21 protein-coding genes and 5 pseudogenes are annotated in these 25,026 nt (G+C 38.2%); 17 read left to right on the forward strand and 9 right to left on the reverse strand.

Annotation, left to right across the window (positions count from 1 at the left end; genetic code table 11):
• Window positions 1-6: 6 nt before the first annotated feature.
• Window positions 7-1,833: a GH36-type glycosyl hydrolase domain-containing protein gene (locus ACLKMH_RS05015; RefSeq protein WP_413701103.1), complete on the forward strand. Its 1,827-nt coding sequence runs from the start codon at window positions 7-9 to the stop codon at window positions 1,831-1,833.
• 70 nt (window positions 1,834-1,903) lie between these two features.
• Here the strand turns inward: ACLKMH_RS05015 and ACLKMH_RS05020 are convergent, their stop codons facing one another.
• Window positions 1,904-2,881: an aldose 1-epimerase gene (locus ACLKMH_RS05020; protein WP_413701104.1), complete on the reverse strand. Its 978-nt coding sequence runs from the start codon at window positions 2,879-2,881 to the stop codon at window positions 1,904-1,906.
• Window positions 2,882-2,946: 65 nt separating this feature from the next.
• Between ACLKMH_RS05020 and ACLKMH_RS05025 the strand changes: the two genes are divergently transcribed.
• The 3 genes from ACLKMH_RS05025 to ACLKMH_RS05035 all read left to right on the forward strand — a co-directional run bounded on the left by ACLKMH_RS05025 (window position 2,947) and on the right by ACLKMH_RS05035 (window position 6,103).
• The gene (locus ACLKMH_RS05025) at window positions 2,947-4,830 is read left to right on the forward strand and encodes a GH116 family glycosyl-hydrolase (RefSeq protein ID WP_413701105.1); all 1,884 of its coding nucleotides are present in this window, start codon (window positions 2,947-2,949) and stop codon (window positions 4,828-4,830) included.
• Window positions 4,824-5,051 (forward strand): GH116 family glycosyl hydrolase, encoded by a 228-nt coding sequence (locus tag ACLKMH_RS05030; RefSeq protein ID WP_413702259.1) that lies wholly within the window; start codon window positions 4,824-4,826, stop codon window positions 5,049-5,051. Before ACLKMH_RS05025 ends, ACLKMH_RS05030 begins: the two co-directional genes overlap by 7 nt.
• Window positions 5,052-5,221: 170 nt before the next feature.
• The gene (locus ACLKMH_RS05035; protein WP_413701106.1) at window positions 5,222-6,103 is read left to right on the forward strand and encodes a GH116 family glycosyl hydrolase; all 882 of its coding nucleotides are present in this window, start codon (window positions 5,222-5,224) and stop codon (window positions 6,101-6,103) included.
• A 105-nt stretch (window positions 6,104-6,208) separates the two neighbouring features.
• Here ACLKMH_RS05035 and ACLKMH_RS05040 read toward each other — a convergent pair whose 3' ends face one another.
• A complete protein-coding gene (locus ACLKMH_RS05040; protein ID WP_413701107.1) occupies window positions 6,209-6,934 on the reverse strand; it encodes a FadR/GntR family transcriptional regulator in 726 nt (241 codons plus the stop codon).
• 599 nt (window positions 6,935-7,533) lie between these two features.
• On the opposite strand from ACLKMH_RS05040, the pseudogene ACLKMH_RS05045 reads away from it, so the two are divergent.
• From ACLKMH_RS05045 to ACLKMH_RS05065, 5 genes and pseudogenes are all read left to right on the forward strand, one after another.
• Window positions 7,534-7,704, forward strand: a pseudogene (locus ACLKMH_RS05045) (FadR/GntR family transcriptional regulator); the annotation flags it as partial.
• A gap of 293 nt (window positions 7,705-7,997) precedes the next feature.
• Window positions 7,998-8,138: pseudogene (locus ACLKMH_RS05050) on the forward strand (GntR family transcriptional regulator); the annotation flags it as partial.
• Window positions 8,139-8,411: 273 nt separating this feature from the next.
• Window positions 8,412-9,043 (forward strand): annotated as a pseudogene (locus ACLKMH_RS05055) (MATE family efflux transporter).
• Window positions 9,043-9,309, forward strand: a complete 267-nt coding sequence (locus ACLKMH_RS05060) for a hypothetical protein (RefSeq protein WP_413701108.1) — start codon at window positions 9,043-9,045, stop codon at window positions 9,307-9,309. The pseudogene ACLKMH_RS05055 and the gene ACLKMH_RS05060 overlap by 1 nt, the downstream one beginning before the upstream one ends.
• 4 nt (window positions 9,310-9,313) lie before the next feature.
• Window positions 9,314-9,751 (forward strand): hypothetical protein, encoded by a 438-nt coding sequence (locus tag ACLKMH_RS05065; RefSeq protein WP_413702260.1) that lies wholly within the window; start codon window positions 9,314-9,316, stop codon window positions 9,749-9,751.
• 93 nt (window positions 9,752-9,844) lie between these two features.
• Here ACLKMH_RS05065 and ACLKMH_RS05070 read toward each other — a convergent pair whose 3' ends face one another.
• Both ACLKMH_RS05070 and ACLKMH_RS05075 read right to left on the reverse strand, forming a co-directional pair.
• Window positions 9,845-11,983 (reverse strand): heparinase II/III family protein, encoded by a 2,139-nt coding sequence (locus tag ACLKMH_RS05070; protein ID WP_413701109.1) that lies wholly within the window; start codon window positions 11,981-11,983, stop codon window positions 9,845-9,847.
• 3 nt (window positions 11,984-11,986) lie between these two features.
• Window positions 11,987-14,140: a heparinase II/III family protein gene (locus ACLKMH_RS05075; RefSeq protein ID WP_413701110.1), complete on the reverse strand. Its 2,154-nt coding sequence runs from the start codon at window positions 14,138-14,140 to the stop codon at window positions 11,987-11,989.
• A gap of 610 nt (window positions 14,141-14,750) precedes the next feature.
• Between ACLKMH_RS05075 and ACLKMH_RS05080 the strand changes: the two genes are divergently transcribed.
• From ACLKMH_RS05080 to ACLKMH_RS05090, 3 genes are all read left to right on the forward strand, one after another.
• Entirely contained in the window at window positions 14,751-15,605 is an 855-nt protein-coding gene (locus ACLKMH_RS05080) for a sugar kinase (protein ID WP_413701111.1), read from the forward strand.
• A gap of 102 nt (window positions 15,606-15,707) precedes the next feature.
• Window positions 15,708-16,331 (forward strand): bifunctional 4-hydroxy-2-oxoglutarate aldolase/2-dehydro-3-deoxy-phosphogluconate aldolase, encoded by a 624-nt coding sequence (locus ACLKMH_RS05085; RefSeq protein WP_413701112.1) that lies wholly within the window; start codon window positions 15,708-15,710, stop codon window positions 16,329-16,331.
• Window positions 16,332-16,525: 194 nt separating this feature from the next.
• Complete coding sequence (locus tag ACLKMH_RS05090; RefSeq protein WP_413701113.1) at window positions 16,526-17,173, forward strand: response regulator; 648 nt, start codon at window positions 16,526-16,528, stop codon at window positions 17,171-17,173.
• A 1-nt stretch (window position 17,174) separates the two neighbouring features.
• Here the strand turns inward: ACLKMH_RS05090 and ACLKMH_RS05095 are convergent, their stop codons facing one another.
• The 5 genes and pseudogenes from ACLKMH_RS05095 to ACLKMH_RS05115 all read right to left on the reverse strand — a co-directional run bounded on the left by ACLKMH_RS05095 (window position 17,175) and on the right by ACLKMH_RS05115 (window position 22,575).
• Complete coding sequence (locus ACLKMH_RS05095) at window positions 17,175-17,594, reverse strand: response regulator (RefSeq protein ID WP_413702261.1); 420 nt, start codon at window positions 17,592-17,594, stop codon at window positions 17,175-17,177.
• Between the two features lie 17 nt (window positions 17,595-17,611).
• Window positions 17,612-18,253, reverse strand: a complete 642-nt coding sequence (locus ACLKMH_RS05100) for a sensor histidine kinase (protein WP_413701114.1) — start codon at window positions 18,251-18,253, stop codon at window positions 17,612-17,614.
• A 28-nt stretch (window positions 18,254-18,281) separates the two neighbouring features.
• Entirely contained in the window at window positions 18,282-19,745 is a 1,464-nt protein-coding gene (locus ACLKMH_RS05105; protein ID WP_413701115.1) for a PAS domain-containing protein, read from the reverse strand.
• Window positions 19,738-20,907, reverse strand: coding sequence for a nitric oxide-sensing protein NosP (nosP, locus tag ACLKMH_RS05110; protein WP_413701116.1), 1,170 nt, complete (start codon window positions 20,905-20,907; stop codon window positions 19,738-19,740). Before nosP ends, ACLKMH_RS05105 begins: the two co-directional genes overlap by 8 nt.
• Window positions 20,908-21,052: 145 nt before the next feature.
• Window positions 21,053-22,575 (reverse strand): annotated as a pseudogene (locus tag ACLKMH_RS05115) (aldehyde dehydrogenase family protein).
• Window positions 22,576-22,880: 305 nt separating this feature from the next.
• On the opposite strand from ACLKMH_RS05115, the gene galE reads away from it, so the two are divergent.
• The 5 genes and pseudogenes from galE (at window position 22,881) to galT (ACLKMH_RS05140) (ending at window position 25,014) form a co-directional block, all read left to right on the forward strand.
• On the forward strand, window positions 22,881-23,891 hold the full coding sequence (gene galE, locus ACLKMH_RS05120; RefSeq protein WP_413701117.1) for a UDP-glucose 4-epimerase GalE: 1,011 nt from the start codon (window positions 22,881-22,883) through the stop codon (window positions 23,889-23,891).
• Between the two features lie 65 nt (window positions 23,892-23,956).
• Window positions 23,957-24,211, forward strand: a complete 255-nt coding sequence (galT, locus tag ACLKMH_RS05125; protein ID WP_413701118.1) for a galactose-1-phosphate uridylyltransferase — start codon at window positions 23,957-23,959, stop codon at window positions 24,209-24,211.
• Complete coding sequence (locus ACLKMH_RS05130) at window positions 24,211-24,495, forward strand: hypothetical protein (protein ID WP_413701119.1); 285 nt, start codon at window positions 24,211-24,213, stop codon at window positions 24,493-24,495. Before galT (ACLKMH_RS05125) ends, ACLKMH_RS05130 begins: the two co-directional genes overlap by 1 nt.
• Window positions 24,437-24,661 carry a galactose-1-phosphate uridylyltransferase gene (gene galT, locus ACLKMH_RS05135; protein ID WP_413701120.1) on the forward strand — a complete coding sequence of 75 codons (225 nt, stop codon included), beginning with the start codon at window positions 24,437-24,439 and terminating at the stop codon, window positions 24,659-24,661. Before ACLKMH_RS05130 ends, galT (ACLKMH_RS05135) begins: the two co-directional genes overlap by 59 nt.
• 34 nt (window positions 24,662-24,695) lie before the next feature.
• A pseudogene (gene galT, locus ACLKMH_RS05140) lies at window positions 24,696-25,014 on the forward strand (galactose-1-phosphate uridylyltransferase).
• The last annotated feature ends 12 nt before the right edge of the window (window positions 25,015-25,026 follow it).

Below are 25,026 nucleotides of genomic sequence, written 5' to 3' on the forward strand. Positions count from 1 at the left end.
GCGTTTATGAAGCGTGATACGGCAGTAAACTTAATGACAGCGGATCGTGTTGCAACGTCTTTTGATGGCGACCGCCAACAATTTTTAGGTGATTTAGGTTACGGTAGTTGGTCTGCGCCTGGTGCGATTAATGCCGATGAATTAACAAATTCTGAATGTTCCCGTGGTGATAACATTGGTGCATTAAATCTACGTCTAGGCTGGTTAAGTGCAACACAAACAGGACGTACCGTGGTGCAACTGACACAAATGCAAAGCTTAGCAAAAGCTGAACCCTTATTAGCTAAATACCGAGATCATAAACAGGTGGATCTTGCCTTTACCGAACTGCATCAAAATTGGGAAAGTTACCTTGATACCTTAACCGTTGAAACGCCAGATGCGTCAATGAATTCAATGTTAAATGTACATAATCCGCGTCAATGTCATACCACTAAAAACTGGTCGCGTTACCTTTCTTTGTATCAACTTGGTTATGGCGCTCGTGGCATTGGTTTCCGTGATTCTTCTCAGGATGTTCTTGGTGTGGTAACACATATGCCTGAAGAAGCGCGTGAATTTATAGAGCGTTTATTATCGGTACAAAAAATAAATGGCTCTGCGATGCATCAATTTTTCCCATCAACTATGGAGGCTAATGAAGGTGATTCTCGCGAAGAGGAAGATCGTCCTAATTATTATGGAGACGATCATCTCTGGATTGTGTTTGCAATCACGCAATATGTTAAAGAAACAGGTGATAGTGAGTTCCTTAATAAGGTGATCCCTTATTATGAAAAAGATAAACATGAAAAACCATTACAGGAAGGTACGGTTTGGGATCATCTGTGTCGCGCCATTGAGTTTACTAATAGTAATACCGGTCAGCATGGTTTACCGCTATTAGGATTTGCAGATTGGAATGATACGGTGAATTTACCGACAGGTGCCGAATCAGTGATGATTGCTAACATGTACGGTAAAGCCTTACAGGACATGATAGACCTTTGTAATGTGCGTAATGACAGTGAATTAGGTGATAAATTTTTAGCACAATATACAAACATGAGTAAAGTATTAAATGATCTTGCTTGGGATGGCGATTGGTATCTGCGTTATTACGATGAGCAAGGTCAACCGATTGGTTCTCATACTAACCAGCAGGGACAAATTTATACTAATGCGCAAAGCTGGTCGGTAATCTCTGGTTTTGCAACAGAAGAGCGTGCACATCAAGCTTTGAACTCGGTGAATAATAAATTAAATACTCAGAACGGCATTAAGTTATCAGGTCCGGGTTATAACGGTTTTGACCCACGTTTAGGTGGTGTTTCTACTTACCCGCCAGGGGCTAAAGAAAATGGCGGTATTTTCTTGCATTCAAACCCTTGGGTGATGATTGCAGAAACAAAAATGGGTAACGGTGATCGTGCCTATGAATATTACCGTCAAATTAATCCAGCTTCTAAAAATGAGTCGTTACTGACTTTTGAGTCAGAACCTTATTGTTATCCACAGAATATTTTGGGTGATGAACATGAGAAATTTGGCCTAGCACGAAACGCATGGCTGTCAGGTACGGCATCTTGGACTTATATTGCCGGTACTCAGTGGATTTTAGGTATTCGCCCTGAAATTGATGGCCTGCTTATTGACCCTTGTATTCCGGCTAATTGGCCGAGCTTTACGGTGCAACGTAAGTTCCGTGGTGGCAGTTACGATATTCGTGTTACTAACCCAAATGCAGTTTGCAAGGGCGTGAAAGAAATGCGCGTTGATGGTGAATTGATTGCTGGTAATAAAGCACCGATATTTACTTCAGGGCAACATATAGTTGAAGTTGTTTTAGGTTAACTTTTTAGAGTAAGAACGGCTTGCGTAATGAGGTCACTTGCTAGATCTCATTACGTTTAATGATGAACGTTTATTGAGATGTTAGGTAACTTGCCTGACATCCCCAAACTAAAGTTACAGATTTTTGTGGGGCAAGTTCTTGTAAGCCTATTTTATTATTAAAGGCATCGGCAGGGCTGGTCATAGGTTCAATGGCAATCGTTTCTTCCTCGGAAGGCGTATAGAGTTGTAAGAATCGATAACCATTAAACTCAATATTATTTTGCCAATAATGCAGTTTGGCTTGCTTATCTTGACGTGACAAATACAGGTTAATAGATGGATCAGTTTGGCTACCTTCTGGAAATTGGTAACAGTCATTAAAGTTAATATCAGCAAGTGAAGTTGGTTTAATAAATTGCTCAAAAACCTGAAGCTGACCGTTAGGAAGGCCATCAGTATTTTCAAGCTTTTGGCAACTCGGCATTTCAATTAAACAGTGTTTGAGTGCTTGCCCTAAATTGAAATAAGGATGAGCGCCATCGGCGAAGGGAAAAGTGGTCGTGCCTGTATTAGTTATGCTTGTGGAGCAAGTTAATTGCCCATCAAGCTGTATTTTATATTCAACCTCTAACTTTACAGAGAAGGGAAAACCTGAGTGTAATTTATCGGATTGAAAGCAGAATTTTAGCATCGCAAATTCATTAGTAGCTTGATGCTCAATAAGACTAAATGGTTGATTATAAACTAATCCATGCACAGCATGTTGATCACTCCAGGGGAAGTTGGCTGGTAGTTGATAGTCATTATTTTGGTATTGGTAATGGCCGTTATTTAATCGATTAACAAAGGGAAACAGCTTTGCCGAACGGGAAAAAAAGGGATTAGTTTTATTTAGCTCCTGTCCCGAAGAATAGCCTTGAATGAAGGAAAAAGGGCTGTTGTTGACCATATATTTATTAATTATTGCACCAAAACCATGAATGATTTGTAGTTCGATGCCCTGTGCTTTGTTTCTTATATTAACGCAATCAAACTCAGCAAATTTTTCACTATTAATTAAAAACATTTTATCCTCCCTAAATCAATATTGTGGCGGATAATATCACTAAATTCAATCAATAGGTTGTAAGTATGAACAATCAAATTCCTTATACGACTTTTAATGATAAGTCACAAAAACTCTGTGCTCCGGGTAATGCCGTTGAGTTTATTCAACCTTGGTATACCCCGATTTCAACAACCCCAGAAAATACTGGTATCGCAGTTGGCGGGATAGGTAATACCTTTACATTGACTCCTCTAGGTAGCACTCCTAATTTTAGTTTTATCCCTGGTATTTTTATTGATAACAATAGCAATGAATTTAATTTTAATGATTTTTATGTATCTTTAGCGGATGCCAATAGTATTGAAAATCTTGTTATTCGTAATTTTACTGAGTTAAAGCATTTTTTAAGTTTTTATCCTGTGAGTTGTCAGAACGCACCATTATTAAATGACAGTCTTTCTGAGTTGCAATTATTAACAAAAATTAAACTAGCTTTAACTGAAGGCAATTTTTATTCGGAAAATAAAGAGGCATTTAAGCGCTGGAATGTAGAGTTTAGTGAAAAAAGTAAGGCTTTACTTACTAGTGATGAAACATGCCCTTTGACTCAAGTAAATGTTGCAGTGGACTTTTTTAATGGCTTGTTGATCAATAGTAGTGCTCAATCACTATCATTAACAGCTACTTCTTCACATACAAAAATAACAGCAATTGAGAGTGCATCGATTGATTTTAAAGCCTTATATCCAATGGCTGAATTTGATTACCATGTATTTGAGACGGTTTCTATTAAACGTAAAGTGGTTTCGCCAGTAGTAAAGGGAGATAAGAAATTATGTTCCTTACCTATTCATTGGAATGAATTTGAATTAATTAATAACGGAGAACAAGAAAAAACAGTAACCCTAGTACAGTCACTGAAAAATTTACTTGGTTCTACCTATCATAAGTCACGCCCAAGTGTGCAGGATTCAGCCTGTTATTTGAGCCAAAATCCGATTAAACAAAAACATGTTAAACATCAATTTAGTTACCAGAGTGAGCGTGCTTTTACGGGTGTTTGTCTTAGCAGTGAATCACCCTACGCATCGGATATAGATGGAGATGTCGTATTTGGCATTGATGTTGATCAGCAGGCAATAGAAGCAAATAAAGTCACGGTAACGGTTAAGCCAAGCTTATATTCAAACACTGAAGAAGACATTATTTTAGATGCATTACAAACGGGTAGAGTAAATGCACACTTCGATTCTGGTATATATACAGCAAGGGAAGCACTGTCGGCAATTGTTTGTATTCAAGTTGTGTTAAAACCAGGTGAATCACAGTCAGTTCGTTTTTCTCAGGTGATGGATCACAGTAAAATTCACTTACAGGATTGGTTAAGTGAAAAGGCCTATGTGCAATATTACCGAGATCATTCTAAGCAAAACCGAGCGGTTGCGATGATGGAAGATATTGTGCCACAAATTGATGCCATCGAAGGGCGTATTGTTGAGCGACAAAATGGCTTCTACGAGATTGCTAAAAACAATTTTAAGGATCAGCAAAAAGCATTAAAGTTTTCTACTATGGCAATGAATACATTGTCTTTTCTTGCTGAGTCATCGGTTTGGAATGTAGAAGATAAGTTTCTGGTTAAAGAGTGTGTCGATTATCCTTTTTTCAATTCCCTTGATGTGTATTTTTATGGTTCTTATTCTCTTTTGTATTTACTACCGGAAATCGATGGCTGTGTAATGAAAGAGTTTGCTAAGGCAATATTAGCTGAAGACTCAACGCTACGCCGTTTTTGGGAATACGAAGATAAACCAAATGCACAATTGATCGACCCTAAATTTGAAGGTGTACGTGCGATTCGTGGTGCGGTTATTCATGATTTAGGCGACCCTTTGATATTCAACCCGATGCTTACAGTTGGCACAATGTTAAAGAATGGAAAGATCTCGCACCTAAATTTATCTTAATGGTACATCGCCATTTCCAACAAACTGGTGATAAGTCCTTAGTGATAGATTGTTGGGATGCAGTCCAAGAAAGCATTGATTACTTAACTAATTTAATTGCACAGGGAGATACGTTACCTTTAACTCGTGGTACAGATGATACCTTTGATAATCTCGCCTCACATGGGGTTTCAATTTATTGTGCAAGCCTGTGGGTTGCTGGGTTAAATGCACATGCATGAACTTGCCTTGTTGCTAGATAAAGATACTTTATCAGCACAATTTAAACAACAAGCAAGTCGTTGCATTAGAGACCTTAAATCAAGGTTTATGGGATGAAGAAAATGGCTATTTCCACTTTTTTATCACACCTATTCAAGTCAAACATTTAACTGGAAAGGGCATTGAGGCTTTGCAGTCATTGGGTTTAGCGGTTACTGGTGAGGCAATTACAGATATCAAAATTTTAAACCAATATCTAGATGATGCTAGTTGGTCACAGTCATTGCAAGATATAGGCATTGAGTTACCACAGCCATGCTCAAAGCAAGAACTACGTCATTTGAAAAAACAGTTACTAGTTGAAACTGCACCGCAGGCATTTACAGCGGCATACCAATCAATCTTATCACTTGATTCTGACAATAGTTTTGGGGATGCCTTGCTAGCTGATACTTACCAAAAACTAAATGGACTGGGTGGATTATTTGAACAGCATAAAGTTACAGGTACATTAGATTATATCTATGAACATAACTTTAAAATAAATAGTCCCAAGCTGGGTGTTGCTAATATGACATGTGCAGACGGTTTTCCCTGTGAAGAATTTCAAGCGCAGGATGTGTGGATTGGTGTGCAATTTAGTGTTGCCAGTGCATTACGTTTAGCGGGCAAGCAGGAACAAGCCGAGCAATTAATCGATACCGTTTATGATGCTTTATATAACTGCGCTAAAATTCCCTTTGCGGCGCCAGAAGGGTTCAATTGTTCAGTTGTGGTTAATGAATCTGATTTGAGTGAGCAATTTAATCTCACTAATGAAGAATCAAAAAATTGCTTAATGGCGTTAAAAGAGGTTGGTTGTTTATTAACGGATGGGCGTGTTGATTCTTTTTTAACTGAATCAGCTGAACAGTTTGAAAGCTTAATTAAGGCAAGCTCAATAACTGATATGAACAGTGAAGTGATCGCTAACTTGCATTCTTGGTTACAAGATACCGGTATGAAGTATACAGCAGGTCGATATTTCCGTCCGGGGATGATCTTTTCTTATTTGCCTGAGGCTTTAAAATAGAAAGAAAAAAGAAAGTAGTATGATCAAAAATGCCATTCATTTTATATGAATGGCATTTCATTTGAGGCTTTAAATTAAAGGTTCTTTAATTCAACAACTATAATTCTATGCTGGTATTACGTCATCTAATCTGTGATTTGAAGGCTGTAAATGTTCCATAGAAGTAAGTCTTGCTTTTTCAGCATTACCCGCCATTATCGCTTCATAAATATGACGATGTTCATTAATACAAGTTCGACCTTCCTGTGAAGAATGACTAATAAAATTAACAAACATAGTGGTAAGGATGTGCCCAAATGGTAGATAGAAATCATTTGCAGTGGCATTAAAAATTAAGCTATGGAAATGTGTATCAACTTTAATCCACGCTTTCATATTAAATTCTTCAGCTTCGGCGATATCAACCATTTGTTGGAAAACTTCTGACAACTCAATACGTCGCTCTACTGTGGCAAATTTTGCGGCTAAAGCGCAGGCTTCTGGTTCAATAGCACGACGTAATATTAAAAATTGGGCGCAAAATTCATCGTTATCGGTTAAGCCATCCATCCACTCAATAAGTTGTGGGTCTAGGAAGTTCCAATATTCACGCTTTAAAACACGTGTACCAATTTTAGGGCGAGATTCTAATAATCCTTTTGATGTTAAAAGTTTTACCGCTTCTCGTAATGCTGTTCTACTGATGCCAAATTGCTCACATAGGGCCATTTCACCTGGGATAATTGAACCTTGCATTAATTCACCAGATAAAATGCCTCGGGCAATTTCACGTGCAACTTGTACATGTAAACTGCGCTTTGAATCAGAAATTGAGTTGAATGTATTTGTCATTGTTTTTCCTGTGAGCAAATAAATATATATATTTTTTACATTTGGGCTAGTTAACAGTGGATTTTAGCATTTCATTGTTAAATCCCCAACTAATATACAAAATTTAAACTTATCATATTATTATCAAAAAATAATATTTATTTTTACTGTTATTTTTCAATGAATTTTCTGCCCTATAAAACCACAAATACCCTGTCAAATGGCGATAAACTGCGCTTTGTCACTTGCAATATTTTAGTGTTATTGTATTATTAAAGGATATAAAAATAACCTTTGCTTAATCTCTATTATTATTCGATTTTTTATATTTATTGCAGGCTGGGATGCCGATATTTGGCATAAGGTTTGTTGATAGCTTCGCTTTTTAAAGCACCTTGATTTTGATTAAAGGTAATCACTTTTTACCGTTTTTGAGCAAACTCGGCTGACCATTAGCGCTTCAATTTATATAACAAATTCATCTCTAATCATCAGACTTGCTATTAATACAAGATAACCAAAGTCAGTAGAGTTGCAAAAGAATACAACACCAGATTACTGCTATTTTCTTAAATTGAATGCAGAGTATTCATGGTTTTTTTAATTTTTGAGGTTTTTCTATGTCCACATTCTCACAACTAGAAGTATCTAGTAAGCGCATTCATGTTCAAGTAGCTCGACAAATTGCACGAAAAATATTGTCCGGCGAATTAAAAGAAAATGAAAAGTTACCTAATGAAATGGAACTTTGTAAACAATTTGGTGTGAGTCGTACAGCGATTCGTGAATCAACTAAATTGATATCGGCTAAGGGCTTAATTGAATCTAAACCTAAAATTGGTACGCTCGTTTTACCTCGTTGTGAATGGCATTTTTTAGATCCGCAATTATTAGAATGGATTCAAGACTTAGATGATAATGAGTTATTTCTTTCACAATTTTTAGTGCTTAGAAAAGCAATTGAGCCCGAAGCCTGTGCTTTAGCATCATTAAATGCTTCGGCAGAACAACGTAAAGTCTTATCTCAACTATTCCAGAAAATGGTAACCATGCCGCTGAAAGTATTGATTACGATCAGTGGATCATTAATGACCACCTTTTCCATCAAACCATATACCTTGCTACGGGCAATCAATTTTACTTACCCTTTGCTAATATCCTTTCTACGATTTTCAAACAATTCATTGGTTATTCAGCGAAAGGTCAACGCTTTTGTTTAAAAGAGCACCGTATGATTTATGATGCAATCATGTCAGGTGATGATAAAAATGCACGTTCAGCATCTGCATTTTTATTAAATGATGAAAATCAGCGCTTAGCTAAAGTGGCAAATGGATAATAGCAATTAGTGGCTTTATTTTATTAGAGTGCATATTAACGGTCATTGCTATCAGTAATCTAAAGAGAAAAGAACGTGTTTTCCCATCCCTATATTCGTAATAACTTATCATTAGCATGGCCTCTTGCATTAAATGCCATGCTAATGCAGTCCATGTTAATGATTGATACTTTGCTTGTATCGCCATTAGGTGAAATCCCACTAGCCGCTATGGCCATCGCTTCAACCATAGTGTTATTTATTTTGGGTATTCAGCTGGCTTTAGCCAGTGGTTCACAACTAGTCATTAGTCGTGCGGTTGGTTCTGGCGTTAATACTTCCATAAGCAAGGCCTTTTGCTCAGGCATGCTGATTAACTTGATGGTCGCGCTATTTTTTTGGGTGCTTCTGATATTTTTGATCAACATATTATTGCAGTGCTAACCGATGATCAGGATTTGCATCAGCAAATTAATGACTACTTAGGTATTGCACGTTACCTGGTATTTTTTACCGCATTTACTCAGGTTATGATTGCGTTATTTAATGGCCTAGGCAAAACAAAAATACCCTTTAAAGGCTATTTGATTGAGTTACCCGTTAATATAGTTTGCTCCTATTATTTAATAAATGGCTTTAGTGACTTTCAAGGAATGGGGGTCGCAGAAGCGACGTTTGGCAGTATTATTGGTATCAGTATTCGCTTAGGTTATTTGGGGTTAGTTTTATATTTAGCCAAACATATTAGTTTGCAGTTCTTAGTAATGGCGTCATCACCCTTATCATCATCTTCACCAAAAGTTGGCCAATAGTGTCAATATTTAAGGCCGTCTGGCAACAACTCATTGGTAATATGAAACGACACTTTATGGAAATTTTTCCAATCGCAGTTAATGTCATGATGCTTGCTATTGGAGTAACCATTTATCAATTACTGTATTCACAGTTGTCACTTAATCATTATGTTGCTATCTCATTAGTATTACCTTGGATACAAGCTGGTGGACAGTTGATTGCTGACTTGGTCGCACTCTTCAGCGATTACGATCAGCCAAGCAATTGGTGCGAAAAATCTTGATAGTTTGCCAAAAAATATAAATCTAAGTATTAATATTGCGATTGTGATGTCAATTGTGTGTGCTTTTGGTTTTGTGTTGTTGAGTGTTTTTATTGATGATATTTACACTCAATTGGATGAGTCAACCTATCAAGCATTATCTGTGATTGCTCCCCTTTATATCCTGTTAGCTTATGTGCGAGGCTATAACACAGTACATGGAAATGTATTACGCGCATTAGGTAAAACCTCTGCGGTATTTAAAATTAACTTTATGGGGCAGTGGTTAATATCTTTGCCTCTGTTAGCGGTAATGGTGTTATATTTTGATGCTTCATTATTTTGGGCCTTTGCAGTGCAACCCTTCGAAGAGATCATTAAAATGTTGCCCTTTAGAATGCTTGCTAGAAAGTCGGTGCAGGAGTTAAACGAAGAAAATATGAGTAAGTTAATGTATGAGTAAGTTAGTGTCTGGTAAGTAATGGAAAAGTAAAAAGCCGAATTTCTCAGTTAAGAAAAATTCGGCTTTTGTATTTATTTATGTTTGTAAATTACTTTACAGTTGAGCGAAAGCACCCGTCCAACTGTATGCTCCAACAACATTTTCTGTTTGCTCTGTAACACCATCTTGGTTAGAGATACCGTAATGGTAAACCTTACCAGCGGTTGTTTTGATGCACACAACAGTACCTACTTCAGTGTCAGCAACAACGCTTACAGATTCAACAAGGCCACGAGCATTAACTGACTGCTCGAACTCTTCATTAAAGTAACCATGTGTTTCTAGTACAGATGCAAATACATGATCCTTACCTGATTGGCGCATGATCATTGCTGGTTCGCTACGTAGATTGAAGTCTGGATCGTTGGCACCTAAACGTGCAAAAATCACTTCGCTATCAGCGCTTGCACTTGTAATTAATGAATAGTAACTATTATTTACTAACCAGCTAACTAAAGAACTACCTTCAACTTTACCAGAACCTAAGTTCCATAAATGTTGATATCCATCTGAGTCTCCAACTGGTTTTAAGGTTTTTTCTGTGTTGTATTCGAAGTCAGTACGGATGATTTGCCCTGTATAATGTAGTGGTAAATCATACTGATGCTCTTGTTCAGACTGAATGCGATATACATCAATCACTAATGGCTTTTCAAACTCTGGAAGGTCAGCAAGTAGGATGCTACGTTGCATATCAACACCTTCGTAATAACCTGAAATACGACCACTCATACCCTGTAGTTTGTCGTTTTCAACATTAAAGAAATGCTTTTGACCAAACTTAGACTCAGCAAGTGCAGTGTTAAAGTTATTTTGTGTTTTGCCATCCACAACCACTGTGTTGTGAGCAACAGTTTGCTTACAGTAAGATTTATTTTCTGGGATGTAACGACCACCAAATTTAGGCTCAACGTTTACCCAACGACCGTAACCGTAGTCGTGAAGTACTTCAATACCACGGTTGAATACACTTAAATGCAGACCGTCGTAATGTCCGTGATCCAGTGCTGAATGGTATTGATGATCTGAACCATGTTGACCAAACCAGATTAATGCCATGGTATCGTCATCTTTTGTATCACGGTGACGTAAAATACCTAAACCACCTTTTTCACCCTTTGGTCCATCTGTTATGTACAGACTTCCCCAGTTAAAAGGTTTGATTTCATCAGCGACTTCAACGGCATTAGAAAGTGTTTGCCCTGATGTATGTACCCAAACATTTTGTTGGTGATTTGCCATTGCCAGTAATGTTTCAGCTTGCTCATAACGATGGAAACAAACACTTGTTGCCATTACGACGCCTTCATCATTAATAGAAATTGTTTTTGATGAATCGTTACATGCAGGTAAAGAACCGTCTGGGAATGCTGTTTTAAATACTGCATAAGAAGTGGTTTTAATCACAGAATCGTTAAATTCATAAATACCAATTTCTGGCTGGCGACGTTCAATGGCTTCTGCAAATAAATAGATAGGACGTAATGAGAAACGGTGGTAATAAGGCCCTTCCATGTAATAACCATCAGGCGAAAATAGTTGGTCAAGTTGTGCTAGGAAACCACCACTTACTTTATCTAATTTTAAGCCGTACATTGCTTTATCAACAGACTCTTGGTCATTGATCGCGTAACCACAAATACCAACGGCCGCAACAGCCCATAGACCATGGTTATGAACGATATCAAAATCATGTCCGTAAGTGACAACAAACATATGGATCATATGTTTGAATAGGTCATCTTCGATCTGGCGTTTTTGTGCTTCTTCCAAGGTATGGTAAACACAGCTATAAGCACAAGAGCTATACAGCATCCACATGTTTTCATTGAGTGTTTGGTGAAACAATTTACCTGGAGGGTTAGTATCTTTACTAACATTACTTTCAAGTGTTGGATAAACCGTTGCGTAAGCAGTTAACATATCAACGATGTAATCACGGTATTTACTTTCTTCAGTGATTAGGAATAAACGACCCGCTAAATCCATATGGATATAGTTTTGTTTATGGCGATTATGTTCGTAACCACCACCTTCACCGTGACCTGGTACTTCGATGCCAACCTCTGACATATAAGCGTCAGTTTGTTTAATATCACGTGCAAGTGCTTTACCTAATAAACTATCTGTACCTAGTTGTGTGCGAAGCGAAGTCGCTTCTTCAAAATTCATTAAAAGCGGTTGATAGCTCATTTCTTATTTCTCCTGATTAGTCGCTGTTACTTCTACTGAGTAGAAACCTTCCCAGCTGTATGTTGTATTATTAAATTCGACTGTGTGTTCAGTTGTATCGGTTGCATCTGCTTGGTTGCTGATTGCTACTAGCACAGATGACTTAGCGGTGGTGACTTCAATTACAGAGGCAACCTCTGAATGACCAATTACCTTGATGCTTTTCACTTGACCACGTGCATTAACAGATTGCTCAAATTCCTCATTGAAGTAACCGTGTGTTTCAACAACAGAGGCAAACAGTGTTGATGGGCCATGGCTACGAAGAATAAACGAAGGTTCACTGCGTAAATTGAAACTTGGATCGTTAGCACCAGATCGAGTAAAGATGATTTCATCGGACTCATTTGAACTTGTGCCCAACCAAGTATTATAACTATTATCCTGTAACCAGCTGACCAATGCTGTGTCATTTACTTTACCTGCGCCAATTTTCCAAAGGTGCTGATAACCATTGTCGCTACCTAAGGTTTCTACTTCTGTATAAGTTTGGTATTCAAAATTAGTACGGATGATTTGACCATTGTATTGTTGCGCGTAATCATATTGATGCTCTCCTTCACCAGCCACACGGTAAAGATCAATTAACAAGGGAGCTTCTAATTCTTCAAGGTTAAGCAGGAATGCACTACGTTGCATATCAAAATCATCATAGTGATCATTTGCAAATGCACTCATGCCTTTTAAGTTTTCATCATTTACTTGGAAGAAATGTGGTAAACCGTGTACTGAATCGGCGCGGTCAACATCAAAGTAGTTTTGGCATGTTTCGTCAATGGTCACAGTATTATGTGCGATGGTTTGACGTGCATAACCTGGATTTTCTGGCAGGTAACGTCCGCCAAATTTTGGTTCTACATTAACCCAACGTGCAAAGCCGTATTCACGAAGTACTTCATGACCACGATTAAATAAGGTAATACCTAGGGTATCAAAATGACCGTGGCCCATTCCGTGCAAGCCATAGTTCATCACTAATTGAGAAACATCACCTTTTTTATCCTGCATACGAATAAAGCCCTGTGCACCTTTGTCGCCATCAGGTCCTTCATTAAGTTCAAGGCTCGGCCAGAAAGGCATACCAATTTCACGCTCTGCAGAAGCTTTTTCATAGGCTTGAGAAACTTTTAATCCACAGGGGTGCATCCAAACACCGCCTTGGATTTTTGCCATACCAAGTATGTTGTCATCTAATGCATAGTGTGCACCATAAATACTGACAGCAACCTGTACGCCTGCATCGGAAATGCTCATTGAGCGAGAAGCGTCATTCATTGCAGGGAATACACCGTTTGGATATGCTGATGCTAATAATGCTTGAACCGTATTTCCTACCACACCATCTTTATAGTTGTAGATATCAACTTCTGGCATGTGGCGGTGAATGATTTCTGCAAATAAAACTAAAGGACGTATGGTAAAACGAGAGTAATATGGGCCTTCTAAATAATAACCTGAGGGCGCAAACAGATTAGAGACTTGATCTAAGAAGCCACTTTCAGCTTCACGGTCTTTTCCGTAAACAGCCATTTCAAGGTATTCAGGTTTACCGATAGCAACCGCACAGGCGCCAACAGCGACCACAGCCCAGACACCATGGTTATGAATATGATCAAAACGATGTGCGTATTTGTCGACACTCATCTCAATTAAAGGAATAAATAGGCGCTCAATAATGCGTTCGCGTTGCGTTTCTGTCATTGTTGAAGCAACACATGAATAGGCAATACTGGTAAACAATAACCACCCATGTTCATTTAGAATTTGGTGAAACAGGCGACCTGTTGGGTTAGTGTTCTTTTGTACTTGGAAACCAAGTTCTAGGTACTTATCTGCGTATTGTTCTAACAATTCGATGACAAAGTCAGCATACTTTTGCTCTTTGGTTACAAGAAAAAGGCGACCTGCTATATTCATATAAATATAGTTGTCTTTGTGACGGTTATGCTCATAGCTTCCTCCGTCACCGTGACCAGGAACATCTATAGGTTGGCTCATAAATGTTTCAAGATCTTTTATGTGATTAGCAATGGTTTGACCCATTAAACTGTCGCGGCCAACTTCTTGATGTAATGCATTAATTTCTGAGTCAGTAAGCAAAATTGGCTGAGTTGTCATAAGAATCATTGCCTTTTAGGTAGTGTGTTAAATATGTTGGAAAGAGATTTAATTAAATAATTGCCTATAAAATAATACACTTCAACATATAATCATACAAAAAGGGCTAATAATGGTGATTTAAATCACGAATTAGTGTAAAAAATTTCCAATAAAATAGCTTTATAAGTTGTAAAATATTTTATACTGTTGTTTTTAAAGTTATTTTTTATTTTTTGTTCAATTTGGCTATTTTTGTCCTTATTGTATGATTAATTAAAGAAATGCGTTATATTTAATGGTATAAATTAATTATTATATTAATTGAAATAGGAGCCTAGTCATGGATCCCTTTTTTATCTGAATAAGAAACGTCATTGGAAGATTAAATGGCGGTATTAAACATAAGAACATTGGTCATACAGAATAGTTGATGGCAGTATATTTATGTTTTGATAAAGATGCGATTGATGCACCTAAAGTAGTTATCCATGACACAGTAGCATTAGCACATGATAGTACGCTACTGGATATATTCACTTCTATATTAAAGATTTTTTAAAATTAAGTACCCACTCAAGGATTGCAAAGGTAAGTATATGACACCATTTAAAATAGCTATCATCGGCGAATGTATGATCGAGTTACAAAAAAAGGCGACGATTTAAAAAAAGCATTTGGCGGTGATACGTTAAATACTGCATTGTACCTTTCTCGTTTAACTCATGAGAAGGGCATTGTTACAAGTTATGTAACAGCATTAGGACAGGATTCTTTCAGTCAAGACATGCTTGATGCATGGAACGAAGAAAATATTGATACTAGCTTAATACCGCGACTAACTGATAAACAACCTGGTTTATATCTGATAGAAACAGATGATACAGGTGAACGAACTTTCCATTACTGGCGTAATGATGCGTACGCTAAATATTTGTTTGATCAAGCAGAAAGCGCAACATTAATTGAAAACTTAATGTCTTTTGATGCAGTATATTTAAGTGGCATTACTTTAGCTATTCTAACACCATCTGGCCGTGACGAATTATTTGCCTTTTTAGAAAAATTCAAAGAGAAAGGTGGTAAGGTTATTTTTGATAATAATTACCGTCCTAAGCTTTGGGATAGCAAAGAACAAGCACAAACTTACTACTTAAAAGCTTTAGGCGTAACAGATATTGCTTTATTAACCTTTGAAGATGATCAAGATCTTTTCGGTGATGAAGTATTAGAAGACTGCATTAAGCGTACAGCTGGTGCTGGCGTGAAAGAAATCATCATTAAGCGTGGAAGCAAAGATTGTCTTGTTGTTGAAGGCGAAGACGCGACTTACGTTGCGACTCAAAAAATTACTAATGTTGTGGATACAACTGTCGCTGGTGATTCTTTTAGCGCAGGCTTCCTTGCAAAACGTTTCTGTGGTGGCAGTGCAACAGAAGCTGACAAAAGTAGCACACTCAATAGCAGGTGCTGTTATTCAGCATAGAGGTGCAATCATCCCTAAAGATGCTATGCCTGAAATGCTATAGTAAATAACAACTGATTTAATCAATTGAATCAAACATTCATATTAAAATTGAGAAGCATTATGACAACCCTAAATGAAAAATTAGAAAGTTTAAAAGTAATTCCTGTTATTGCATTAAATAAAGCAGAAGACGCATTACCACTAGGGCGTACTCTAGTTGAAAATGGTATGCCTTGTGCAGAAATTACACTACGTACTGATTGTGCAATTGAAGCAATTAAAATCATGCGTAAAGAATTCCCTGATATGTTAATCGGTTCTGGTACTGTATTAACAAATGCACAGGTTGATGCATCTATTGATGCTGGCGTTGATTTCATCGTAAGCCCTGGTTTTAACCCTCGTACTGTTCAATATTGTCTTGATAAAAATGTACCAATCGTACCAGGTGTTAATAGCCCAAGTTTGGTTGAGCAAGCAATGGAAATGGGATTACGTACATTAAAATTCTTCCCTGCTGAACCTTCTGGTGGCGTAAACATGCTTAAAGCATTAACAGCGGTTTACCCTGTTAAATTTATGCCTACTGGTGGCGTTAACGTTAAAAACATTGATGATTACTTATCAATTCCTTCTGTATTAGCATGTGGTGGTACTTGGATGGTACCAACAAACCTAATCGATGAAGGTAAATGGGATGAACTAGTCGCACTAGTACGTGAAGCTGTAGAAATCTTAAAATAATAACATTCTTATTTTAAAGAAAATAAAAGGAGCTTCGGCTCCTTTTTTGTTTTGTGTTTATCTCTTGCCTTAAAACCTTCCTGTATTTTGTTCTAAAAACTTGAGCGCCTAGTCAATGTTAATAGTATGAGTTGGCTTTATGCTTTTATCTTTGCAACACTATGAATAACGATTATCACTACAGAAGTTTTCCTATGTATAAAATGTTAGTTGCCGATGATCATCCATTATTTCGTGATGCAATCAGCAATATTATTGCCGTCAGTTTTTCTGGTTCTAGTGTTGAGCAGACTGAGGATATTGAATCAACCTTGCAGTATGTTAAACATCATGATGATTTGGATTTAATTTTATTAGATTTGAATATGCCTGGCATGTCTGGCTTGCAAGGTTTATTAACGCTTCGTAATGAATTTCCAACTATTCCTGTGGTGATTATTTCTGCTGAGCGCGACAAACAAACCATATTACAAACACTTTCCTATGGCGCAGTGGGTTTTATTGCGAAGTCTTCTTCAAAGGAAAGCATTGTACAAGCATTAGAAAGTGTCTTTGCGGGTAATGTTTATTTACCCGCGGATATTATGCGTCTGTCTCAGGGGCATAATGCTTCTAATGAATTTGTTGTATTACCTGAGAAAATTGCTTTATTAACTCGCCGTGAATTAATGGTATTAAAGAATTTATCTAAGGGGGAGGCGAATAAGCAAATCGCTTTTAATTTACATATCTCTGAGGCGACGGTTAAAAGCCATGTTTCTTCAATTTTGAAAAAACTAGGGGCTTCGAACCGTGTTAAAGTGGTTTTAGGATGCAGTGAGATCGATTTTAATCAGTATTAATTTAAGTATTTAATAAATGTAGTAGGGTGGTTTTTAATTTCATCGCCTTAACCGGTTTATTTAATAATAATAATCCCTGATCCTTTATCTTATCTTTTAAAGACTTATTATAGTTAGCGGTAATCATTAACACGGGCGACGGTATTACTCGTGACTGGTTAATTTGTTTAGCGACATCAAGGCCATTGATGCCCTCTTCAAGGTGATAATCAACAATTAAAATATCGGCATGATCACGGCTAATATCAACTTGCTGTTGTAAATCTTTAAGGCTTTTAGCTGTTTTTATCGAACACCCCCAATTGCCAAGTAATTGACTCATTGCATCACAAATACTGAGGTCATTATCAACTAACCAAATGGTGCGTTGTGCTAATTCCCTATTAAATAATTGCTCAGGTACGGGAGCTTTTAACTCTATATTTGTATTGTTTTCTGCTAGGGGATTGTCACTGAAAACAGAGACCCTTTTCCTTGAGTTGAAACGACATTAATGGGATGTTGCAGGACTTTAGATATTTTATCAACAATCGCTAATCCTAAACCGAGTCCATTGGTATAAGCGCTGTGTGAGGATTTTAAACGTTTAAATTCTTTAAATATTTCACTTAATTGATCCGCGACGATGCCTGAACCATTATCCCAAACTTCGATACGAATATTGTTACCCTGGCGTCGACAACCGAGCAGTACTTTGCCTTTATCGGTATATCTAAAAGCATTAGAAAGAAAGTTACGTAAAATACGTGCTAATAAAACACTGTCACTATTAACGAAGCTAGTACAGGCGACATAGCGAAATTTGATATCATAAACAATGCTTTGTTGTTGGTATTCATTGCTTAAATTATCTAATAAATCAGATAGCTTAAAGATGCTTTTATCTGCCTTTACTACGCCTGCGTCCAACTTAGAAATATCAACTAATGTGCTGATCAGGTTTTCTAAATCATTAAGGGAATTAGTTACGGAACTAACTAAAGATATTAAACTTTCATTTAGTGGATGTTCTGAAATTGAGCTGGTAAAGAGTTGAGTCGCATTAAGCGGTTGCAATAAATCGTGACTGACGGCGGCCAAGAATTTTGTTTTGGAATGATTTGCTTGCTCAGCCTGTTTGGTTGCGTGCCTGTAAATCAGTTTGTGCTTGGCGTCGTTCTTCAATTTCATCAAGCAATTTTTTATTTAGACTTTGTAGTTGAGCGGTACGCTCAGCGACCCTGATTTCTAATTGATCATGGGCTTTTTGCAATGCGAGTGCATTTTCTCTGCGTTTAGTGATATCACGAATTAATACGAAGAAACCAAGTACATTACCAGCATGATCTCGATTAGGTACATAGGATTTGAGCAGGTAACTGGTTTGCCCTGTATTGCTAATTTCTTCACTTTCAAAAATAACACTTTCACCATTTAAAGCCCGTTTTACATAGGGTTTTATCTGGTTATAATTTTTACTTTGGGTTAAGTGTGAGGTAACTTTTCCATCAATAGATTCACCATACCAATCACTATAAACCTGATTTTTAAACTCAAATTGTAAATTTGCATTTATGTAGGCAATCATGGCTGGGACATTGTCAGTGATCAGACGTAAGCGGCGCTCATTTTCCTGGAGAGACTGAGCATATCGATGGCGCTCAGTAATATCGGTATAGGTTTTGATCACCTTCGCGTCTTTCAGTAAATGCGCTCTGACTTCTAAAACAGTGCCATCAGATAAGGTTTGCATATGGTAATTTTGAGTAGAGTGAGTTTGTGTGTGTAAGTCTAACTCGGTTAATGTTTGTAAATCAGATAACCTTGGATTGTCTTGTAACTGAATATTCGATAACTGGCTAAGTTGCTGAAAACGGTTATTCCATACTTCAATTTGCTTTTGTGGACTAAAAAGTACAACTCCTTGAGATAAGTTATCCATTAATCCTTGCAGTTGCATTGATTTTTGTGCCATTGCTTGGTCGTAACGCAGTGCTTCGGCCTCTTTTAAAGTACTGATATCGGTATACAGTAGTACCCGTCCTCCTTCACTGGTATGGCGTTCATTTAATTGAAACCAACGACCGTCTGTTAGTTGATAAACGGGTTTGTTATGCAGTTGGAGATCCTCTTCTGTACTGTTTTTATCTGTATCTTTATCGGTACTTAGGGCTATCGGATTGAGGACGGTTTCTAAAGGTAAATTGGAAGAGGCTAAAAAAGTTGAAAAGTGGCTATTTTGTAAAGTGATCTCTCCCTTGTCATCGAGTAAAACAAAGGCATCGGAAATACTTTCAATTGCATCAGTAAAGCGTTGTTGGAATAGATTAGCTTGTTTGTTAGCGACTTTAAGTTGGCGATTTCTGCGTTCTAATTGCGACAGCGTTTGATTAAGTTTTTGTGTTTTTTCACGTACTTGTTCAGCCAAGTGTATTGAATGTTCGAAGGTCGCATAGGGTGCCGATTGATTACCTCCCTCTTCAACTCGTTGCATCAAGGCATGGTTAATTTTTAACAGCTTTTTATTCTGTTGTCTTAATTGCTCATTTTCTGTTTTTAGCAATTTGTTTTCTTTCTGCTTACATTCACTCATCATGCTCTCCAGCGATGTAAACACCGGTAAAGGTTTGATTGAGATGAACGCCGTTAAGATGCTCACCATAGGTATTAAAGCCGGTGATCTTGTATTGACTGTTTAAACTTTTCACTTCACTGTGCAATGCTTTATGTTCTATTTCTAAGCGTCTTAATACACAATCACAGGCTAATACTAACTCGGGTTTTCCGTATCTTTGTGAAATATCGAGTAATTTGTCTGATAAGGACTGTAATATATTGTCGGTTGTAACGGCAGTGAGCACAATGCCAAGGTCCACAGCACAGTAGAAGGTTAGGCTTAAATCCGCTTCGTTCACTTTTTGAATGGAACGTATATAGTATTGTCCGCCGACTTTTACTGCTAGTGGGTGAAGTGCAAAAACAGTAGGGCAGAGATCCTTAATATCAAGGTTTAATAAACGCGCATATTCCATAGCGGCTGGTTCGGCATTTAATTCATATACAGTTCGACTATGTGCATCAACGGCGGTAACAACCAGTTTTTCTGTGGGTTGCTTTATATGATGACAGTTAAAAACTTCGAAATGGCAGGGTGTATTAATCATGATAACAATAGTCGCTTGCTGAAGAAATTGGCCATCGTAATAAACATGAGTATTATTGATATTATCTTCACTGCCAGCAGAGCCTCCAAAATGCGGGATACCCGCGTGGCAGAGATTTAGAGATGCTAAAAAGTGTTCTTCTTCAAAGGATAAACCGTCTAATAGGGTTAATAAAAAGGTGTTGTTTTTAACCGAAGTTAATTTTTTAGAGGCACATTCTTCACTCAGCCTATTAATTGTTTTTTGTGCGTCTAATAAGTCAAAGCCCTTCATGGAAATGACCATTTCTGCGCTAATTGCAAAATAACGAGATGAGAAACCAATCGCAAGCAGTGAATGTTCTGAATTACCCGCCTCTGTTATTTCTCCGGCAGTGGTGCACCCCACGACTTTGATACCTTTAAATAAATCCTGCATAGATAAAGCTAAAGTGTCTAGTGGGTAAGTGGCTGAACAGTAAAAAAGAATAAAATCAATTTCAGTATGAAGTTGCTTTGTCTCTGCACAAATGAATTCTTGCTGTATTTGCTCACTGGCCTGCCTAGCATCCGTTAAGCAACTATGTGCGCTGATGGTTTTTATATCAGTCATGCTGGATCCGAATTAATGGTAAATGAGAATAAAAATCATAACAAATGAAGGAGAGGGAAACTGAGGCAGAAGAAGAGTTTTGATATTTTGTTATAAAAGATGAAGTACCTAGATACTTCATCTTGAATAGCAATAGGGGGATCTGTTAGAAGAAACCCATAGGTGATGTGCTGTAACTTACTAATAAGTTTTTAGTTTGTTGATAATGCTCTAACATCATCTTATGTGTTTCACGGCCGATACCAGAAGCTTTATATCCACCAAAAGTCGCGTGGGCTGGATATAAGTGATAACAGTTTGTCCATACTCGTCCTGCTTGAATACCACGGCCCATACGATGAGCAATATTAGCATCACGCGTCCATACACCAGCTCCTAAACCATAAGCGCTGTCGTTTGCCAGTGCTAATGCTTCGGCTTCGTCTTTAAAGGTTGTTACAGCAATTACAGGACCAAAAATCTCTTCTTGGAAAATACGCATCGAGTTATCACCACGCATAATGGTTGGTTGTACATAAAAACCATTATTTAGTGAGTCGTCTAGGGTTTCTTTATGGCCACCGGTAAGAACTTTTGCACCCTCTGCTACACCAATATCAAGATAACTCATAATTTTATCGAATTGTTGTTTTGAAGCTTGAGCACCGACCATAGTATCTGTGTCTAAAGGATTTCCGCGCACAATTTTTTTAGCTTTCTCAATAACTTTTTCCATAAACTGATCAAAGATATCTTCTTGGATCAAGGCACGAGAAGGGCAGGTACACACTTCACCTTGGTTGAAAAATCCAAGTACGAAACCTTCTGCACATTTATCTAGGTAATCATCTTCATGTTGGACGATATCGTTGAAGAACAGATTAGGCGACTTACCACCGAGTTCAACCGTAGAAGGAATTAAGTTATCAGTTTGCACATTTTAAAATATGTTGCCCAACAGGCGTTGAGCCAGTGAAAGCAATTTTTGCGATGCCTTTGCTGGTGGCTAAAGCTTCACCTGCTTCCTTACCATAACCATTGACGATGTTTAATACACCATCGGGTAGTAAATCAGAGATCAATTCCATCATGATTAAAATGCTAACAGGTGTTTGTTCAGCGGGTTTTAAAATTATGCAGTTGCCGGTTCGCTAAGGCTGGAGCAAGTTTCCAAGCGACCATTAACAATGGGAAGTTCCAAGGAATAATCTGACCAACAACACCAAGCGGTTCGTGGAAATGATAAGCGACAGTGTCGTTATCTATTTGTGATAAGGCACCTTCCTGTGCACGAATGCAACCTGCGTAATAACGGAAGTGATCTGAGCTTAAAGGGACATCTGCGGCTAATGTTTCACGGACAGGTTTACCATTATCCCATGTATCTGCTACAGCAAGTAATTCAAGGTTAGCATCAATACGGTCAGCGATTTTAAGTAATACATTTGAACGATCTTGAATGGAGGTCTTCCCCAAGCTTCTTTTGCTTTGTGTCTTTGCATCAACGGCTAATTCAATGTCTTCAGTACTTGAGCGTGGAATTTGACAGATAACTTCACCGGTGACGGGAGTGGTGTTATCAAAATACTGACCATTAACTGGTGCCACCCATTTTCCGCCAATAAAATTCTCGTATCTTGGTTTAAATGTGATGATAGAACCTTCTGTACCTGGATTTGCGTAGATCATAATTAACCTCTTATCGTTGTGGGTTAGCAAAAAATGAATGATTTAATTGCTAACCTAGAATGTGCATCAAAGTATTTACAGGAATTATAATAGTGTGATTTGGGGGACTAAGGCCATGCTCCATCGGGATGAAAAAACTCATACTTTAGGATGAGATGAGAATTGAAGTGCATCGAGGAATGATTCTAAAGAAAAATATTTTAAGTTTCTGTGTAAACGTTTACACTGTTGTGTGTTAGATCACTTATTCCATATTCATTCATTGTTATTATTACCTCATATTAAATATATAGGAGGCGTTTATTGTGAAAGTTCTTGTTACTGGTGGCTTAGGTTATATAGGTAGCCATACTTGCGTGCAAATGCTTAATGCAGGCATGGAGCCGATCATTGTTGATAACCTTTGTAATGCCAAAATCGCTGTATTAGACCGCATCGAAGCATTAACTAATATTCGCCCGCAGTTTTATCAAGGTGATATTCGTGACGAGACTTTTCTTGATGACGTATTCAGCAAACATGCCATTCAATCGGTTATTCATTTTGCGGGTTTAAAAGCGGTCGGCGAGTCGGTGGCTAAACCCTTAGAATATTACGATAACAATGTTAACGGCTCGCTAGTGCTGGCTCGCGCGATGCGCACTGCAGGCGTTAAAAGTATTATTTTTAGCTCATCAGCCACGGTTTATGGTGACCCAGAAAGTGTACCTATTACTGAAAGCTCTTCCGTGGGGGCGACCACTAATCCCTATGGCCGTAGTAAGTACATGGTAGAGGGTTGTCTGACTGACTTCTATCAATCTCAACCTGATTGGAGTGTCACCTTCGCGCGTTATTTTAACCCGGTAGGCGCGCATCCATCAGGCACCATGGGAGAAGACCCTCAAGGTATTCCTAATAACCTCATGCCTTTTATCGCACAAGTCGCTGTTGGCCGTCGCGATAAGTTATCGATTTTTGGTGACGATTATGCAACACCAGATGGTACTGGTGTACGTGATTACATTCATGTGATGGATGTTGCCGATGGTCACCTTGTCGCGTTAAATCGCGTCGGACAAAAAGCGGGATTGCATATTTATAATTTAGGCACAGGTAAAGGCTCTAGCGTGATAGAAATGCTGGATGCTTTTAGTCAAGCCTGTGGCAAACCCGTGCCTTATGAAATATGCCCTCGTCGTCCGGGGGATATCGGCGCATGTTGGGCGAGCACGGAAAAAGCAGAAAAACAGCTTGGCTGGAAAGCCACACGCTCGGTATTAGAGATGACCGCAGATACCTGGCATTGGCAATCAAAGAACCCGCAGGGTTATTAGCTTTTTAGCTTTTCAACTAATCAAACAACTAAACAGATTTTTAAACTTTTAAACTGAGAATGATTATGTCTAATGTTGAATTTAATCCCGTTGACCACCCACATCGCCGTTATAATCCATTAACCGGACAATGGGTGTTGGTCTCGCCACATCGTGCTAAACGTCCGTGGAGCGGACAAGATGAAACACCTTCCACGGCAACCTTGCCAAGCTACGATGAAACGTGTTTTTTATGTGCAGGCAATGAACGTATTTCAGGGGATAAAAACCCAGATTACACTGGCACCTATGTGTTCACTAATGACTTTGCTTTGCCCTAATGACGGATTCGCCTGAAGCACCAGAATCTACTAATCCCCTGTTTAAAACCCAAGGGGTGAGAGGATTAAGCCGTGTGATTTGTTTTTCACCAGACCACAGTAAAACCTTACCTGAATTACCTGCTGAGCAAATCCGAGAGGTGATTGAAACCTGGAATGAGCAACTCGAAGCGCTTGGTAAAGACTATGTCTGGGTACAAGCCTTTGAGAACCAAGGGCGAAACCATGGGCTGTTCACAACCTCATCCACATGGCCAAGTCTGGGCAAACAGTTTTTTACCTAACGAAATTGAACGTAAAGATAAGCACTTAAAAGCCTATTATGACCAGCAAGGAAGCAATCTATTAGTGGATTATGCGCAAGCTGAAATCAAAGACGGTGAGCGTATTGTCGTAGAAACTGACCATTGGATTGCCGTGGTGCCCTATTGGGTACGCTTGGCCCTTTGAAACCATGTTATTACCCAAAACACATATTAAACGTATGGATGAGCTTAGCGATGAACAGCGTGATGACCTTGCTTTGGCCATTAAAAAATTAACCAGTCGTTACGATAATTTATTCGAATGCTCTTTCCCTTATTCCATGGGTTGGCACTACGCGCCCTTCTTTGAAGCGGACACCGACATTGAACATTGGCAATTACATGCACTCTTCTACCCACCAGTCGCTTCGCTCTGCCTCCGTGCGTAAATTTATGGTTGGATATGAAATGTTAGCAGAATCTCAACGTGATTTAACCGCAGAGCAAGTCGCACAAAAATTACGTGATGTCAGCGATGTTCATTATAAAGCGTGTTAACAGGAGATAAAT

Origin of the sequence: Psychromonas sp. KJ10-10 (assembly GCF_047323245.1) — a bacterium.
Taxonomy (GTDB): domain Bacteria; phylum Pseudomonadota; class Gammaproteobacteria; order Enterobacterales; family Psychromonadaceae; genus Psychromonas.